This is a genomic window from Mycobacterium sp. 1482292.6, from assembly GCF_001672995.1.
GTDB lineage: Bacteria > Actinomycetota > Actinomycetes > Mycobacteriales > Mycobacteriaceae > Mycobacterium > Mycobacterium europaeum_A.
Genome location: NZ_LZKV01000091.1, coordinates 21,681 through 37,719 on the forward strand (window position 1 = coordinate 21,681; position 16,039 = coordinate 37,719).

Sequence of the window (16,039 nt, forward strand, 5' to 3'; positions counted from 1 at the left end):
CGAGCGTTGACATTAGACCTCCGGGCGCCGCAGCTGCAACTCCCGCCCGACCACAAACGCACCGTACAAAAAAATATAGAAACTAATCCTAAAAGTTTGGTTTACCCATGTTTAACAGGGGGTATGACGGCGATCGACAGTCAATTAGACGGCTGTTCAACTACCCCTCACATGGAAGGCACGATCATGAAGGCGAAGAGCACCAAGAAAACCCTCAAAGCTGCCGTCGCGGCCCTCGGGGTGGCCGTGGTGTTAGCAGTACCGGGGTGCGCGACAACGGTTACCGGGGGCGCCGGGGGCTCGGGCCTCATCGGCGGCGCCGGCGGCGGCGTCGGCACCATTGGTGGCATTCTAGGCAGCCTCGGCCTTTAATCCGATTGAGCTAGCGTCCCGCCGGGGACCGCCGTTCTCGGCGGGGCGCTATTTCCGCACTGACCCGCGTTCGACCGGGTAGCAATTGCAATTCCGCGCATTGATGAATGCTCTATCGATGCTGCAATTCAGCCGGTAATTCGTCGCGCGGCGTACGTCACCGCGTCCTTTCGCGCCCGTCGGCCGCTCCGGTCAATCATGTTGTCTTAGTTGGTGTTTGCCGCGCGCTGGCACACGCCCCGCATGACAAATTGATTGCTGATTGCCTCTTTACGCGTGTTGAATAGCCGTTATAACATCCGATCAGTCGGGCGGTTCACCTGCGGGGCTATGCCCTCCAGACGAAAGGATGTTTCGATGAATTCAACGGGGACAAAGAAGGCCCTCAAAGTTGCCGCGGCCGCCGCGGGATTTGTCGTGGTGTTGTTCGCACCGACCGGATGTTTGGTGACGGGGACGACCGGTGCCACCACCGGCGGCACGCTGGGCGGCACCACCGGCGGGACGGTCGGCGGCACGATCGGCGGCACCATCGGCGGCGTGGTGGGCGGTATCACCGGGGCGCTCGGCGGCCTCTGACCGAAAAACGAGCGACCCGCTGGGACTGACGTCTCGGCGGGTCGCTTTTTGCCTGGGACCCTTACGGCTAGCCGGCCGGCCCTGCGGCGGGCTCGAACCGCAGATACGCCTGGATCGTCGTACCGGTGCGGGTGGTGTGGGTGCGCACCAGATCCGATATGGCGTTGACGAGGTACAGACCGCGACTCGCGGGACCGCAGGGGCCCGGGTCCAGGCGGCCCACCAGCGGGTCGTCGAGTCGTCCGGAGTCGCGCGCCTCGCAGACCAGATGGCCGTCGTCTTTCCAGAAGGCCAACCGACAGGCGCCCCCGGTGTACATCAGGCTGTTGGTGGCCAACTCGGTGGCGACCAGTTGCAGATCTTCGATGCTTTCCTGGGACAGCCCCATCCAGCCCGCGTAGTCGACGGCAAAGGACCGGGCGGGCCGAAGGTCCGCCGATTTGCGGACCATGTACGTGACGGCCCCGGGACCGGCGGCCAGCGGCCGGTTGCAGCGTTCCAGGACGTCGCCGGGAGCATACGCCGGGCTGTGCTGCAGCGCACCGGATTCCCACAGCAGCGGATGGGTCGCGCGCGCGTCCGCCAGCACCTCATCGTCGAGCTGGCTGGCGTCGTACAGGCACAGGCTGGTCGCCGGGTAGCCGTCCATGGCCTCGTTGACCAGAGCCTCGTGCTCGATACAGGCGACGAACTCCTCATCGCTGCGGCCGGGCCACGCGAGCTGGCTGACGATCCGCACGCGCTGCTCCGGGTGCTCGTCGATGAACGCGCCCTCCGTCGCCATGAACCGGCTCGGATTGCGTGCCACCTCGGTGACGTCGACCATGCGCACGCCTGCGGGCAGCTGGTCGCCGCCGTACAACGCATCGCGCAGCACCTTGAGCGGCTCGGGCGGCACGGCAAGCAACACCGCCTCGTCCAACGCCAAACCGTCGCCGACGAAGCGGCCCACCAAGTCCACAAACTCCTGCTGAGAGTGGTAAATCCCTGCGGTGTGGACGAAACCGTATTGTCTGGTTTCGTTACCCGCCGTCACTTCAGCGCTCTCGCTTTCGATCACTTACGCCAACCCCCTGCTGGATCGGCTGACGCCTTTCCCCCGTGTCAGTACCCAAGTCGGGCCTTCGCTATACCGCGCAACGGATCACATTTAGGTTCACCTCATATGGCGGGGCCGTTTCGACGGCCGCCGCCGCGGCGGCTACAGCCACCAGGAGGCGGCGGCGTCGAGATGACGGCGGAGGCGATAGCAGGCGACGCTGTCGTCGGCGGCCTCGACCGCCTCGACGATCCGCAGGTGGGCGTGGTGCACGGCGAGCACGTCGGACCAGGTCGGCAGCGCCTGTCCGGTGCTCGACCAGTGCCGCCGGAACAACTCGACGATGATCCGCAGGAACAGATCCAGCATTGCGTTGCCGGCGAGTTGCGCGAGGCCGACGTGGAAGTCGAACTCCTCCGCGATCGCCCGGCGCACCTCGTCGGCCGTCTGTCGGGAGTTGTCCGGCAACCCGTGCCGGTGGGTGGCCAGAAACGCCGCGACGTCGGATTCCCCGAGCCGCTTGACGACCTTGGTGACGTTGTCGATCTCGATGGCGTCGCGGACGCAGCGCAGGTCTTCGCGGCTCGGATCGCGGTATTGCAGGTACAGCGCGATCGTGTCGATGCTGGCCTGTGCCGCGGGTTCGGCGACGACGAGCCCGCCGCCGGGGCCGCGGCGCATGTGGGCTATCGAGTGGTATTCGAGCAGCCGTACCGCTTCGCGCAGCACCGCGCGGCTCACCCGGTAGCGCTCCAGCAGAGCCGTCTCGGTGCCGAAGACCGAACCCACCTGCCAACCGCTGGCGGCGATGTCGTCACCGATGGTGGTCGCGAGCAACTCGGCCAGTTTGCCCCGGGGCGCCTCAGAATCGAGTCGCCGGCGCGTCGCACGCCCCGGGCCGCCGTCGCCGGCGTGATGCCGCTGCAGCCAGCCGGTCACGGCCTCGACGTGTCGCTCCGACAGCGTCTTGGCGCGCGCCGAATCGCCGGCGGTGACGGCGGCGACGATCGCGGAGTGGTGGGCGTGCAGATGGTCGACCGCCTCGCTGGCCTCGGTTGCCGAATCCGTTCGCGACGCCAGGGCGTAGCGGGTGGTGAGCCGCATCAGGACGTCGATAAACAGTTGCAGCACCGGGTTTTTGGATTGCTCGGCCAGCGCGATGTGGAACTCGTCGCGCGGCGCCGGTAAGCCGGGCCGCCACTGCTGCTCGGCGTGCAGCACCGCACGCAGCCGCGCGATCCCGGCCTCGTCGATGCGCTCGGCGGCGAGCGAGGCCGCCAACGGCTCGAGCACGAGACGCGCATTGAGCAAGTCGCCCAGCGTCGTGCCGAGGTATTCGAGATAGATGACGACCGCGCGGGTGGCCGGTCCCGCGTCGGGCTCGCAGATGTACAGGCCGCCATTGGGTCCGCGGCGCATCCGCGCGACCTGATGGTGTTCGACCAGCCGCACGGCCTCGCGCAGCACCGACCGGCTCACCCCGAAGCGCTGCTGCAGGGCATGTTCGGATCCCAGCGATTCGCCGACCGCCCAGCCGCGGCGGACGATGTCGGCCTCGATGTCGCGGGCCACCAGCGAAGCGAGTTTGTTCGCCTGGCCGGTCGCGGGCTCCTCAGTCATCCGGGCTCGATCACGCTCGCGCTCAACAGGTCAGCAGCATGCACCCGGCGACGGGCCCACCGCCGACGGAGACCACGCCCACCTCGGGGCGGCGGGCGACCTGCCGCTCCCCCGCGTCGCCGCGCAACTGCAGACACCCTTCGTGCAGCGCCCAGTAGCCGTGCATGCGGCCGGCCGACAGTTGGCCGCCGTAGGTGTTCAGCGGCAGCTGCCCGTCCCGGGCGATCCGCTCCCCACCCTCGACGAACGGGCCACCCTCGCCGTCACCGCAGATGCCGAGCGCTTCCAGCCAGGCCAGGGTGAGGTAGGTGAATCCGTCGTAGAGCTGGGCGACCTGGAGGTCGGCGGGTGTCAACGTCGTGCGCGACCACATCTGGGCCGCGGCATCCGACATCGCCATCTTGGGGTAGTCGGCGCGGTGAAACCAGCCACCGGCGCCGTCGGACCCGCCGATCGCCTCCACCTTCACCGCGCGGTGCGGACAGTCGGCGGCGTACTCCGCGTGCGACACCACCACCGCGATCGAGCCGTCGATCGGGACGTCACAGTCCAGCAGCCCGAGTGGGGTGGACACCAATCGCGCGCCCAGGTAGTCGGCCATCGTCATCGGATCCCGGTACACCGCACGGGAATTCAACGCGGCGTTGCGCCTGCCGTTGAGCGCGATCCAGCCCAGCTGTTCTTTGGTGGTCCCGTACAGTTCCATGTGACGGCGGCAGTTGAGCGCCAGCCAGTTGGCGGCCGAATAGGCATGCGCGGCAACCAGATCGTTGACGTCGTCCATCGCACCGACGGCCGGCTTCGGCTCGCCCTCGGGGGTTTCGAACATCCGCGCCAGCGGCGGGGCCGCGGCGTTCCCCTCCTGCTTGACCGGCACCGTGCCGCCGAGCATTTGTATCGTCCGGTACACGACGACGTGGCGGGCCCGGCGTTCGGCGACCGCGCGGCAGGCCGACATCACCGGCGAGAGCAGCCCGCCGGTGCCGAAGCCCGCCCCGCAGTCCGCGGCGTCGATGTGCAGCTGGGCGTTGACGTCCGCGGCGGGCGTGTCGCCGAGGGTCGCGATGCCGTCGATGTCGGTCGCCGCAAGTCCGGCGTCCTCGATGGCGGCGCGCACCGCCTCCATGGTCAAGTCCAGGCCGGGGATACCGGTGCGGCGGCCGATCCGGGAGATCCCGATGCCGGACAGGATCGCGTCTTTCTCGAAATGCGTCATGCACACCGCCCGTCAGACCACACCGCATCGAATCAATAGAGTGTACTGTATTCGTCGTGTCAGACGGGCCGCTGCTCATCGAGTACTGCGACGACTGCGCGCGCTGGGTGCATCCAGGCAGCGGCGTATGCCGCGAGTGCGGGGGTTCGCTGCAGGCGCGGCCGGTTTCCGGGCGGGGCACCGTGTTCACCTACACGGTCAACCATCACCCCTACAACCCGGAGATCCCCACCCCCTACGTCATCGCCATCGTCGAGCTCGCCGAACAGAGCGGTCTGCGGGTCGCCGCCAATATCGTTGACTGCGAACCGGATTCGGTGATCTGCGGCATGCCCGTCGACCTGCGGCCAAAGCGTGGCAGCGGTGGCGCGGCGCAGTTCGCGCCGGCGTGACCCCTAGTTGATCAGCGGGTCGCGGGGCATGCCGAGGATCCGCTCGGCGATCTGATTGCGCGTCACCTCCGACGTGCCGCCCGCGATCGCCATGCCGCGGGCTCCCATCATCAGCCGGCCGGCCAGGGCGCCGGGACCGTCGGTCAGGGCGACCTCGGGACCCAGCAGCGCCGCCATGATCGCGGCGCCTTCCACCATGTGCTCGGCCAGCTTCAGCTTGGTGACGTTGCCTTCCGGTCCGGGGCCCGCGCCTTCCACGCTGCGCGCGGCGCGCCGCAGGTTCAGCAGCCGCAACGCGGTTTCCTCGGCGAGGTACGAGCCGACCCGAACCCGCCCGCCCGCCAACCGATCCGGGCGCTGCTCGGTCAGCTGCACCAGTTGGTCGGCCAGCCCCTCATAGAACGATCCGCTGCCGCCGATGCTGACTCGCTCGTTGCCCAGCGTCGCCCGCGCGACGGTCCATCCGGAGTTGGGCGTCCCGACGACGTCTTCGTCGGGGACGAACAGGTCGTTGAAGAAGACCTCGTTGAAGTCCGAACCGCCGGTGATCTGGCGCAGCGGCCGCACCTCGACCTCGGGCGCCTTCATGTCCACGATCACCGTGGTGATGCCGGCGTGCTTCGGGGCGTCGGGGTCGGTGCGCACCGTGGCCAGGCCGCGCGCACAGTAGTGCGCCCCGCTGGTCCACACCTTCTGGCCGTTGATCTTCCAGCCGCCGTCCACCCGGGTGGCCCGCGTCTTGATGGACGCGGCGTCCGAGCCGGCGTCGGGTTCGGAGAACAGCTGGCACCAGATCTCGTCCTTGCGCAGCGCCTTCTCCACGAATCTTTCGATCTGCCATGGCGTTCCGTGCTGGATCAGGGTCAGGATCACCCAACCGGTGATCCCGTAGTCGGGACGCTTGATGCCGGCCGCGCGGAACTCCTCCTCGATCACCAGCTGCGCGACCGCGTCGGCCGCACGTCCCCACGGCTTGGGCCAGTGCGGCATTACGTAGCCGGTCTCGATCAGCTTGTCGCGCTGGGCCTCCTTGCTCAGCCCGGCGATCTCGGCGGCGTCGGCGCGGATGCCGGCGCGCAATTCCTCGGCTTCGGGCGGCAGGTCGAGGCTGTTCTCCCGGACAGCGCCGGCGGCGGTGCGCTCGAACACGTCGGCGGCGGGGGCGTCACCGCCGAACAGCGCCGCGCTCACCACCGCCCGGCGCAGATGCAGATGCGCATCGTGTTCCCAGGTGAAGCCGATGCCGCCGTGCACCTGGATGTTGAGTTCGGCGTTGCGGACGTAGGCGGGAAAGGCCAGCGTCGCGGCCACCGCGGCGATCAGGCGGAACTGCGCTTCGTCCTCGGATAAGTCCTCGGATGCCGCCCGGGCGGCGTCCCAGACGGCGGCGATCCCGGATTCCGCACCGACCAGCATGTTGGCGCAGTGATGCTTGACCGCTTGGAAGGTGGCGATGGTGCGGCCGAATTGCTGGCGCACCTTGGCGTAGTCGACAGCGGCGTCGACGCAGTCCGATGCCCCACCCACGGCCTCGGCGGCCAGCAGGGTGCGGGCGCGGGCCAGCGCCGATTGCCTTGCCCCCGTCAAGATGTCGTCGTCGCCGACGCGCACGTCGCGCAGGCGGACGCGTCCGGATCGCCGCGTCGGATCGAAGTTCTCCGGCACCTCGACCGAGACACCGTCGCGGCCGCGCTCGAGCACCAGCACGTCGTCGCCCGCGGCGATCAGCAACAGGTCGGCCAGCCCGGCGCCCAACACGATTCCGGCCTCACCGTCGGCTGTCCGACCGTTCGAGCCGTCGTTGATTCGCACCTGGCTGTCCAGCCCGATGCCCGCGGTGACCGTCCCGTCGATCAGGCCGGACAACAGCCGCGACTTCTGTTCGGCGGTACCGTCTTTGGCGATCACCGCGGACGCGATGACGGTGGGCACGAACGGTCCCGGCGCCACCGCGCGGCCGAGCTCTTCGATCACCACGACCAGTTCGGGCAGCCCGTACCCGGAGCCGCCGTACTCTTCCTCGACGTGCAGGCCGAGCCACCCCAGCTCGACCAGGTTCGCCCAGAACCCGGGCCGCGGCTCGTCCGAGGCGTCGAGCAGCGATCGGGCCGCCCACCGCGCCTTCTGCGAGGTCAAGAACCCGCGGGCCACCTCGGCCAGTTCACGATGGTCGTCGGTTATTGCGATACCCATCAGGGCCCTCCTCGCGCAGCATGCCGGCCGGGTGTGATCGCCCCAGAAGCTGGGTGGCCTGCCCCGCTTCGAGGGGAAGCGGGGCGGCTGCCTAAAGAGTGTACTTAATGCGGGGAGGGCCCCGACGGGGGGTTACTTGGGTGCGAACCGCTGCCCGGCGTCCAGGCGCAGACACTGTCCGTTGAGCATCGGGTTGTCCACGATGGCGGCGGCCAGCTTCGCGTACTCCTCGGGACGGCCGAGGCGCTTGGGGAACGCCGCGTCCTTGGTGAGCTGCGTGGCGAACTCGTCCGGAATGCCCTGCGTCAGACCGGTCGCGAACAGGCTCGGGGCGATGGCCAGCACCCGGATGCCCACCGAGCCCAGGTCGCGGGCCATGGTCAGGCACATGCCGGCGATGCCCGCCTTGGCGGCGGTGTAGGCGACCTGGCCGATCTGGCCCTCGTAGGCCGCGATGGAGGCGGTGTTGATGATGACGCCGCGCTCACCGGTGTCGGGGTCCTCGGGCTCGTTCTTGGCCATGTGCGCGGCGGCCAGCCGGCTGATGTTGAACGTGGCGATCAGGTTGAGGTCGATCACGGACTGGAAGGATTCGAGGTCGTGCGGACCGGACTTGGTCAGCGTCCGCTTGGCGATGCCGCCGCCCGCGGTGGTGATCACGACGTGCAATCCGCCGAGCTTGTCGACCGCGGCCTGCAGCGTCTCCTCGGTGCCGGTGAAGTCGGTGACGTCGACGGGATAGAAGGTACCGCCGACGCCCTCGGCGACCGTCTTGCCGTCGGAGCCCTCGCGATCGAGGATGGCGACATCCGCGCCGCGTTCATGCAGCAGCTCGGCGCTGGCACGCCCCATTCCCGATGCGCCGCCGATGACGACGACCTTCTTCCCGTTGATCTCCATCCGGACGTCTCCTTCTTGGGTTGTCAGATCCTGTGCAATCTGTAACGTTACGTAGGCACGCTAGCGTGTCCGCACTCCAGGCCTGTCACCGAGCCGTGCCAAGCTGGCAACCGTGCTCCTTCTCGACGTGGCCGCGACGTCATCCGACGTCTCGAGCACGTCGTCGCGGCTGACCAAAGTCGCCCACATCGCCGACCTGCTGCGCCGCGCCGCGCCGGATGGCGCGCTGGTCGCCGTCATCGTGTCGTGGCTGTCCGGCGAGTTGCGGCAACGCCAGATCGGCGTGGGCTGGGCGGCGCTGCGCTCGCGCCCGCCCGCGGCCCCGCACGCCTCGCTGACCGTCGGCGGGGTCGACGCCACCTTCTCCCACATCGGCGCCGTGTCCGGCAAGGGCGCGCAGGCCCGGCGCGCCGCCCTGCTGAACGCGTTGTTCGCCGCCGCCACCGACACCGAGCAGGCCTTCCTGCTGCGGCTGCTCGGCGGCGAGCTGCGCCAGGGCGCGCTGGCCGGGATCATGGCCGACGCGGTCGCCAAGGCCGCGGGCCTGCCGGCCGCCGCGGTGCAGCGCGCCGCGATGCTGGGCGGCGACCTGCCTGCGGTGGCGGCGGCCGCCTTGTCCGGTGCACCCGCGGCGCTGGACCAGTTCACCCTGCGGGTCGGCCGTCCGGTCGGCCCGATGCTGGCGCAGACCGCGACGAGCGTTGCCGACGCGATCGAACGCCACGGCGGCCCAACCATTTTCGAAGCCAAGCTGGACGGGGCGCGGGTACAGATCCACCGCGCCGGTGACGAGGTCACCGTCTACACCAGGAGCCTGGACGACGTCACCGCCCGGCTGCCCGAGGTGGTGGACGCCACGCTGGCACTGCCGGTCGATCGCCTGATCGCCGACGCCGAGGCGATCGCGCTGCGGCCCGACAACTCACCGCAGCGCTTCCAGGTCACCGCCTCACGCTTCGGCCGCTCCGTCGACATCGCCGCAGCACTTGCCGCACAACGACTTTCGGTGTTCTTCTTCGACGTCCTGCATCGCGACGGCGTCGACCTGCTCGACGCCCCGACCGCCGACCGGCTGGCCGCCCTGGACGCGTTGGTGCCACCGGCGCAGCGGGTCGACCGGCTGCTCACCGCCGACCCCGCGGCGGCGGGCGCCTTCCTGGACGCGACGCTGGCCGCCGGGCACGAGGGCGTGATGGCCAAGGCGCCCGACGCGCCGTATCAGGCGGGGCGCCGCGGCGCCGGCTGGCTGAAGGTCAAGCCGGTGCACACGCTGGATCTGGTGGTGCTCGCGGTGGAGTGGGGCTCGGGGCGCCGCCGCGGCAAACTCTCCAACATCCACCTGGGCGCCCGCGATCCGGGCAGCGGCGAATTCATCATGGTGGGAAAGACTTTCAAGGGCATGACCGACGCCATGCTGGAATGGCAGACCGCCCGGTTCAGCGAACTGGCCATCGACGGTACGGACGGTTACGTCGTCGAGGTCCGGCCCGAGCAGGTCGTCGAGATCGCCCTGGACGGCGTGCAGAAGTCGTCGCGCTACCCCGGCGGCCTGGCGCTGCGGTTCGCCCGCGTGGTGCGCTATCGCGACGACAAAAGCCCCGCCGAGGCCGACACCATCGACGCCGTGCGCGCGCTGTACTGAACGAGCCGCTTTCCGGCAGGCACAGTTCATTTTGCGCGCGTAGGGTTTCCGTCCGTGGCGATCACAGGGCACGACAACGACGTCAGCTATATCCACACCGGCGCAGACCTGCCGCCCGTCGCCATCGTCGACCGCTCCCCCATCACCGCGCGGCACAAGATCGTGTTCGCGATCATCGCGGTGCTCGGCGCCGTCGCCTGGGCGATCATCGCCTTCACGCGAGGCGAGACGGTCAACGCGGTGTGGTTCGTGGTCGCGGCGATCTGCACCTACCTCATCGGGTTCCGGTTCTACGCCCGCCTGATCGAGATGAAGATCGTCCGCCCGCGCGACGACCACGCCACGCCGGCCGAGGTTCTCGACGACGGCACCGATTACGTGCCGACCGATCGCCGGGTGTTGTTCGGCCACCACTTCGCGGCCATCGCGGGGGCCGGACCGCTCGTCGGCCCGGTGCTGGCCACCCAGATGGGCTACCTGCCGTGCAGCATCTGGATCGTCATCGGCGCGGTGTTCGCCGGCGCGGTGCAGGACTACCTGGTGTTGTGGATCTCCACCCGGCGGCGCGGGCGCTCGCTGGGACAGATGGCCCGCGACGAACTCGGCGCCACCGGCGGGGTGGCCGCGCTGCTCGGCGCGTTCGTCATCATGGTGATCATCATCGCGGTGCTGGCGCTGGTGGTGGTGCGGGGGCTGGCCCAGAGCCCCTGGGGCGTGTTCTCCATCGCCATGACCGTTCCCATCGCTGTGTTCATGGGCTGCTACCTGCGGTTCCTGCGCCCCGGCCGGGTCGCCGAGGTTTCGCTCATCGGTGTGGCGCTGCTGCTGCTGGCCGTGGCCGGCGGTGCCTGGATCGGCGAAACCCCTTGGGGTGCATCGTGGTTGAACCTGTCGGCGGTCACGGTGTCCTGGCTGATCATCGGCTACGGGTTCGTCGCGTCGGTGCTGCCGGTGTGGTTGCTGCTCGCCCCGCGCGACTACCTGTCGACGTTCATGAAGGTCGGCGCCATCGCGTTGCTCGCGGTCGGCATCTGCATCGCCCGACCGGTCATGCAGGCGCCCGCGGTGTCGCAGTTCGCGTCCCGCGGCGACGGGCCGGTGTTCCCCGGCGCGCTGTTCCCGTTCCTGTTCATCACCATCGCCTGCGGGGCGCTGTCCGGATTTCACGCTCTGATCTCGTCGGGGACCACGCCCAAGCTGCTGGAGAAGGAAAGCCAAATGCGGCTGATCGGCTACGGCGGCATGCTGACCGAATCGTTCGTCGCGGTCATGGCGCTGATCAGCGCGGCGGTCCTGGACCAGCACGTGTACTTCGCGCTCAATGCGCCGGCCGCGCAGACCGGCGGCACCGCGGCCACCGCCGCGCACTACGTCAACGGCCTCGGGTTGCGCGGCGCCCCGGCGACCGCGGACCAGCTCGCCGCGGCCGCCGCCGGGGTGGGCGAGAAGTCGATCGTGTCGCGCACCGGCGGGGCGCCGACGCTGGCGGTCGGCATGTCCGAGGTGCTCTACCGGGTGTTCGGCGGTGCCGGCCTCAAGGCGTTCTGGTACCACTTCGCGATCATGTTCGAGGCGCTGTTCATCCTCACCGCCGTCGACGCCGGCACCCGCGTCGCCCGCTTCATGCTCTCCGACACCCTCGGAAACCTCGGCGGACCCCTCACCAAGCTGCGCAACCCGAGCTGGCGCCCGGGCGTGTGGCTGTGCAGCCTGGCGGTGGCCGCGGCCTGGGGCGGCATCCTGCTGATGGGGGTGACCGATCCGCTGGGCGGCATCAACACGCTGTTTCCGCTGTTCGGCATCGCCAACCAGTTGCTCGCCGCGATCGCGCTGACCGTGATCACGGTCATCGTCATCAAGAAGGGCCTGCTGAAGTGGGGGTGGATCCCCGGTATCCCGTTGCTGTGGGATCTCGCGGTCACGCTGACGGCGTCGTGGCAGAAGATCTTCTCTCCCGACCCGGCCGTCGGCTACTGGACGCAGCACTCGACGTACCTGGCGGCCAGGCAGGCGGGCAAGACGGTGTTCGGTTCGGCCAAGAACGCGCACCAGCTCGACGACGTCATCCGCAACACCCTCATCCAGGGCACGCTGTCCATCCTGTTCGCGGTGGCCGTCGTCATCGTCGTGATCGCCGGGGCCGTGGTCGCTCTCGGGGCGATCCGCGGGCCCGGCCGGCCGCTGACCGAGGACGACCCGGTGCCCTCGAAGTTCTTCGCCCCCTCGGGTCTGATCCCCACCGCCGCCGAGCGCGAATTACAGCGGCAATGGGACGAGCTGCCGAAGCGCGGGAGCGAGTCGCGCACAGATAGGTAGTCGACTACGCGTGCGTACCGGCGGGCACCGACCGTACGTTAACCGCATCAGCGGCCGAACTACCTGGTCAACGCGGCCGCACGCGAAGAAGGTGAACGAAATGCTGGTCACGCCAACGGGACTGCGGACCTCACCCCGCACTGCCAACGAGCCCACCGCACCACCGTCCTCGGCGGCGCCCTCGGTCGAGGTGGCCCCCGCCGAGGTACTGATCACCACCCAGCAGGTGCTCTTCGGCGCCGCCGTTGTCCAGGGGGCGCGTCGTGCCCCCCTCGCCCGCCGCATCGGCGCCGCGCTGCGGCGGATGGCCGCGAACGCGAACACACCGCGCCATCCCCACCCCCCGCGGTACTACGGCTACATCGAGGACGCCCGCATGGCACGCGCGATGGACCGGCTGTGAACGCAACCATCAGCGTCGTCTGCGCCGGGTTGATGGTGCTGCTGGCGATGGGGACCTACAACCTGCAGTGGTGGCTCGAGCGCAACGACTACGAGCGCCATTTCGAGGACTGACTCCAACGCGGACGGCACGCCGGGCAAAAAGGTTGTGCCCAAGCCCGCGCCGCGGTCCTAAACTTGCGCGATGAGAGTCGGTATCGACTTCGGCACCACCCACACCGTCGTCGCGGCCGTCGATCGCGGCAACTATCCCGTCGTCTCCTTTGAGGGCGACGATGCGTGGCCGTCGCTGATCGCCGCCAACGCCGCCGGGCAGTTGCGCTTCGGCCCGGACGCGGCCGCCGTTCGCCACGACCCGGCATGGTCGGTGCTGCGCTCGTTCAAGCGCCTGCTCAACGATGCCGGACCGCAGACCGAAGTCAGCCTGGCCGGGCGCGCCTATCGGCTGGCCGACCTGCTCACCGGCTTCCTGTCTCAGCTGAAAACCGCTCTGCAGCGCACCTCGAACGTCACCCCGTCCCCGGGCGAAGCCATCGAGGCCGCGATCAGCGTGCCGGCCAACGCCTCGAGCGCCCAGCGCCTGCTCACCCTGGACGCCTACGTGGCCGCCGGTTTCCGGGTCGTCGCGCTGCTCAACGAACCGTCGGCCGCCAGCCTGGAATACGCCCACCGGTACCGCTCTACCATCACCGCCAAACGCGAATACGTGCTCATCTACGACCTCGGGGGCGGCACGTTCGACGCGTCGCTGCTGAAGATGACCGGACACGCCAACGAGGTGGTGGTCAGCGAGGGCATCCAGCGCCTCGGCGGTGACGACTTCGACGACGCGATCGTCGAGCTCGTGCTGGCCGGCGCCGGCCTGCCCGGCCTCGACCCGGCACAGCGCGACCTGTTGGCCGAGGAGTGCGCCACCCGCAAGGAGGCCGTCGGGCCGCAGACGCGCCGCTTCCTGGTGGACCTGTCCCCGCTCGATCGGCCTCCCTTCTCCTGCCCCATCGACGACGTCTACGGCGTGTGCGCACCGCTGGTCGACCAGACGATGGTGCTGCTGCGCCGCGTCCTGCACGATCCGGCGCGCGGACGCACGGACGTGGACTGGTCGGAGGTGGCGGGCATCTACGTCGTCGGCGGGGCGGGCGGTTTCCCGCTGGTGTCGCGCATGCTGCGCAGCACCTTCGGCGAGAAGCGGGTGAAACGCTCGCCGCATCCCTTCGCCGCCACGGCCATCGGCCTTGCCGTCTTCCTCGACAAGGAGTCCGGTTTCGCACTGTCCGAACGTTTTTCGAGGAATTTCGGGGTGTTCCGGGAGGCCGAGGCGGGCGCCGGGGTCGTCTTCGACCCCATCGTGTGCAAGGACGTTTCGCTGCCGGCCGACGGGCGTTCCCCGCTGGTGGTGAAGCGCAGATACCGAGCGGCGCACAACATCGGGCACTTCCGCTTCGTGGAGTGCAGCCGGCTGGTCAACGGGCGGCCGGACGGCGATGTCACGCCATATGACCCGGTGCTGTTTCCATTCGACCCGGCCCTGCACGACCGAGACGACCTGCGGCGTCAGCCGGTCGGCCGCTGGACCGACGGACCCGACGTGGAGGAACGCTACGTCATCGCCCCCAGCGGTGCCGTGGAGGTGACGCTGACGACGCACCCGGCGGGGTTCGAACGCACCTTCCGCCTGGAGCGGCGCGCGTCCGCGAGTTGATGAGCCATCCCGCCATGCAGCTGTACGACGTGATGCGAACGACCTTCGCGGCACGGGAATTCACCGACGACCCGCTGCCCGACGAGGTGCTGAGCCGCATCTTCGAGCACGCCCGGTTCGCTCCCAGCGGTGGCAACCGGCAGGGCGCCCACGTCACCGTGGTGCGCGACGAGGCGATCCGCCGGCGGCTGGCCGAGCTCGGCAAGCCCGCCGCCCGCCGTTACTTCGCCCAGCTGCAGGCGGGCGAAAACCCTTGGAACTCGGTGCATCCCAGCGGCGTGCCGCAAGACGTCGTTGACGCAACCGAGGTCCCCGACACGTTCGTGGCACCGATCGCCAAAGCGCCTGTCGTCCTCGTGATTTCGGTGGACTTGGCCGTCGTCGCGGCCGTCGATCAGGACCTGGACCGCGTCGGCATCGCCGGGGGCGCGTCGGTTTACCCGCTGATCTGGAACATCTTGCTCGCCGCGCGCGGCGAGGGTTACGGCGGCACCATCACGACGATGGCCATCGCGGCCGAAGATCACGTCCGTCGCCTGCTGGGCATCCCCGACCAGCATGCGGTGGCCGCGGTCGTGCCGCTGGGAAAACCGGTGCGGCAGTTGACCAAGCTGCGCCGGCGGCCGGTCGCGGAGTTCATCACTCGTGATCGATTCGACGGCCCGGCATGGTGCGGGTGACCGGCTGAGCCCTACCCGCGCACCTGGGGCAGCACGTCACGCTGCCACGCCGCGAAGAACCCGTCCATGTCGGGACCGATCTGCTGCACGTAGATCTCGTCGACGTCGGCGTCGATGTACTCGCGCACCTGCGCGACGTGCTTGTCGGGGTCCGGGCCACAGGCCACGCTCTCGCCGACGGTCTCCGTAGGCACCAGCGACTGCAGCGCGGCGAAATCCTTGGGCCGGGGCAGGATTTGGGACGTCTGGCCGGGCAACCCCTCGTTGGCCCACAACCGGTGCGCGGTTTTCAGCGCGGCGTCGGCGTCGGCGTCCCAGCACACCTTCGTTCCGCCCTGCACCGGCTTGTTGCCGCCCCCGGCCTCGCGGAACTGCTTGACCAGGTCGCCGTCGGGCATGGCGATGCTGTAGCCGTCGCCGATGCGGGCGGCCAGCTCCACGGCCTGCGGGCCGAATGCCGAGACGTAGATCGGCACCGGCTGCTCGGGCCGGGTGTAGACCTGGGCCTCCTGCACCTCGTAGTGCTTGCCGTGGTGGCTGACCTCGCCGCCCTTGTGCAGCTTGCGAATGACGTCGATCGCCTCCTCGAGCATCTCGAGCCGCACACCGGCCGACGGCCAGGGATCGCCCAGGATGTGCTCGTTGAGCGCCTCGCCGCTGCCGACCCCCAGCACGAAGCGCCCGTCTAGCTGCACGGCCGCGGTGGCCGCGGCCTGCGCGATGATCGCCGGGTGGATCCGAATGGTCGGGCAGGTGACGGCGGTGCTGACCGGTAACGACGTCGCCTCCGACAACGCACCGATCACTCCCCACACGAACGGGCTCTGACCCTGCTCGTCATTCCAGGGGTGATAGTGGTCGGAGATCCACAGCGCGTCGAATCCCGCGTCCTCGGCCCGCTTGGCCTGGTCGATGAGCTCCTTCGGGCCGAATTGCTCGCAGGTGAGAAAGTATCCGATCTTGGTCATGGCGCCCGGCTACCCGCT

General features: G+C 69.2%; 14 protein-coding genes. 8 read left to right on the forward strand and 6 right to left on the reverse strand.

Going from position 1 to position 16,039, the window contains the following annotated elements; genetic code table 11:
- Nucleotides 1–123: 123 nt before the first annotated feature.
- A complete protein-coding gene (locus A5624_RS08925; RefSeq protein ID WP_156748952.1) occupies nt 124–372 on the forward strand; it encodes a hypothetical protein in 249 nt (82 codons plus the stop codon).
- A gap of 357 nt (nt 373–729) precedes the next feature.
- Nucleotides 730–951, forward strand: coding sequence for a hypothetical protein (locus A5624_RS28120; protein ID WP_066864764.1), 222 nt, complete (start codon nt 730–732; stop codon nt 949–951).
- Between the two features lie 67 nt (nt 952–1,018).
- On the opposite strand, the gene A5624_RS08935 is transcribed toward A5624_RS28120, so the two are convergent.
- From A5624_RS08935 to A5624_RS08945, 3 genes are all read right to left on the reverse strand, one after another.
- Nucleotides 1,019–2,011 (reverse strand): sensor histidine kinase, encoded by a 993-nt coding sequence (locus A5624_RS08935; protein WP_066864767.1) that lies wholly within the window; start codon nt 2,009–2,011, stop codon nt 1,019–1,021.
- Nucleotides 2,012–2,152: 141 nt separating this feature from the next.
- Nucleotides 2,153–3,610, reverse strand: coding sequence for a FadR/GntR family transcriptional regulator (locus tag A5624_RS08940; protein WP_066864770.1), 1,458 nt, complete (start codon nt 3,608–3,610; stop codon nt 2,153–2,155).
- Nucleotides 3,611–3,632: 22 nt separating this feature from the next.
- Nucleotides 3,633–4,826: a thiolase family protein gene (locus tag A5624_RS08945; protein ID WP_066864773.1), complete on the reverse strand. Its 1,194-nt coding sequence runs from the start codon at nt 4,824–4,826 to the stop codon at nt 3,633–3,635.
- 56 nt (nt 4,827–4,882) lie between these two features.
- Here A5624_RS08945 and A5624_RS08950 point away from each other — a divergent pair, with 56 nt between their 5' ends.
- Nucleotides 4,883–5,218, forward strand: a complete 336-nt coding sequence (locus A5624_RS08950; protein ID WP_066864776.1) for a Zn-ribbon domain-containing OB-fold protein — start codon at nt 4,883–4,885, stop codon at nt 5,216–5,218.
- 3 nt (nt 5,219–5,221) lie between these two features.
- On the opposite strand, the gene A5624_RS08955 is transcribed toward A5624_RS08950, so the two are convergent.
- Together A5624_RS08955 and A5624_RS08960 are read right to left on the reverse strand one after the other, a co-directional pair.
- Nucleotides 5,222–7,411 carry an acyl-CoA dehydrogenase gene (locus A5624_RS08955; RefSeq protein WP_066864779.1) on the reverse strand — a complete coding sequence of 730 codons (2,190 nt, stop codon included), beginning with the start codon at nt 7,409–7,411 and terminating at the stop codon, nt 5,222–5,224.
- Nucleotides 7,412–7,543: 132 nt separating this feature from the next.
- Entirely contained in the window at nt 7,544–8,311 is a 768-nt protein-coding gene (locus A5624_RS08960; protein WP_066864782.1) for an SDR family NAD(P)-dependent oxidoreductase, read from the reverse strand.
- 112 nt (nt 8,312–8,423) lie between these two features.
- Here A5624_RS08960 and A5624_RS08965 point away from each other — a divergent pair, with 112 nt between their 5' ends.
- The 5 genes from A5624_RS08965 to A5624_RS08985 all read left to right on the forward strand — a co-directional run bounded on the left by A5624_RS08965 (nt 8,424) and on the right by A5624_RS08985 (nt 15,053).
- A complete protein-coding gene (locus tag A5624_RS08965) occupies nt 8,424–9,953 on the forward strand; it encodes an ATP-dependent DNA ligase (RefSeq protein ID WP_066864785.1) in 1,530 nt (509 codons plus the stop codon).
- 54 nt (nt 9,954–10,007) lie between these two features.
- Nucleotides 10,008–12,269: a carbon starvation CstA family protein gene (locus A5624_RS08970; RefSeq protein WP_066864788.1), complete on the forward strand. Its 2,262-nt coding sequence runs from the start codon at nt 10,008–10,010 to the stop codon at nt 12,267–12,269.
- A gap of 100 nt (nt 12,270–12,369) precedes the next feature.
- Nucleotides 12,370–12,672: a hypothetical protein gene (locus A5624_RS08975; RefSeq protein ID WP_066864791.1), complete on the forward strand. Its 303-nt coding sequence runs from the start codon at nt 12,370–12,372 to the stop codon at nt 12,670–12,672.
- Between the two features lie 183 nt (nt 12,673–12,855).
- Nucleotides 12,856–14,373, forward strand: coding sequence for an Hsp70 family protein (locus tag A5624_RS08980; protein ID WP_066864795.1), 1,518 nt, complete (start codon nt 12,856–12,858; stop codon nt 14,371–14,373).
- A gap of 14 nt (nt 14,374–14,387) precedes the next feature.
- Entirely contained in the window at nt 14,388–15,053 is a 666-nt protein-coding gene (locus tag A5624_RS08985; RefSeq protein WP_066864798.1) for a nitroreductase family protein, read from the forward strand.
- Between the two features lie 11 nt (nt 15,054–15,064).
- On the opposite strand, the gene A5624_RS08990 is transcribed toward A5624_RS08985, so the two are convergent.
- The gene (locus A5624_RS08990; RefSeq protein ID WP_066864801.1) at nt 15,065–16,021 is read right to left on the reverse strand and encodes an LLM class F420-dependent oxidoreductase; all 957 of its coding nucleotides are present in this window, start codon (nt 16,019–16,021) and stop codon (nt 15,065–15,067) included.
- Nucleotides 16,022–16,039 lie beyond the last annotated feature (18 nt).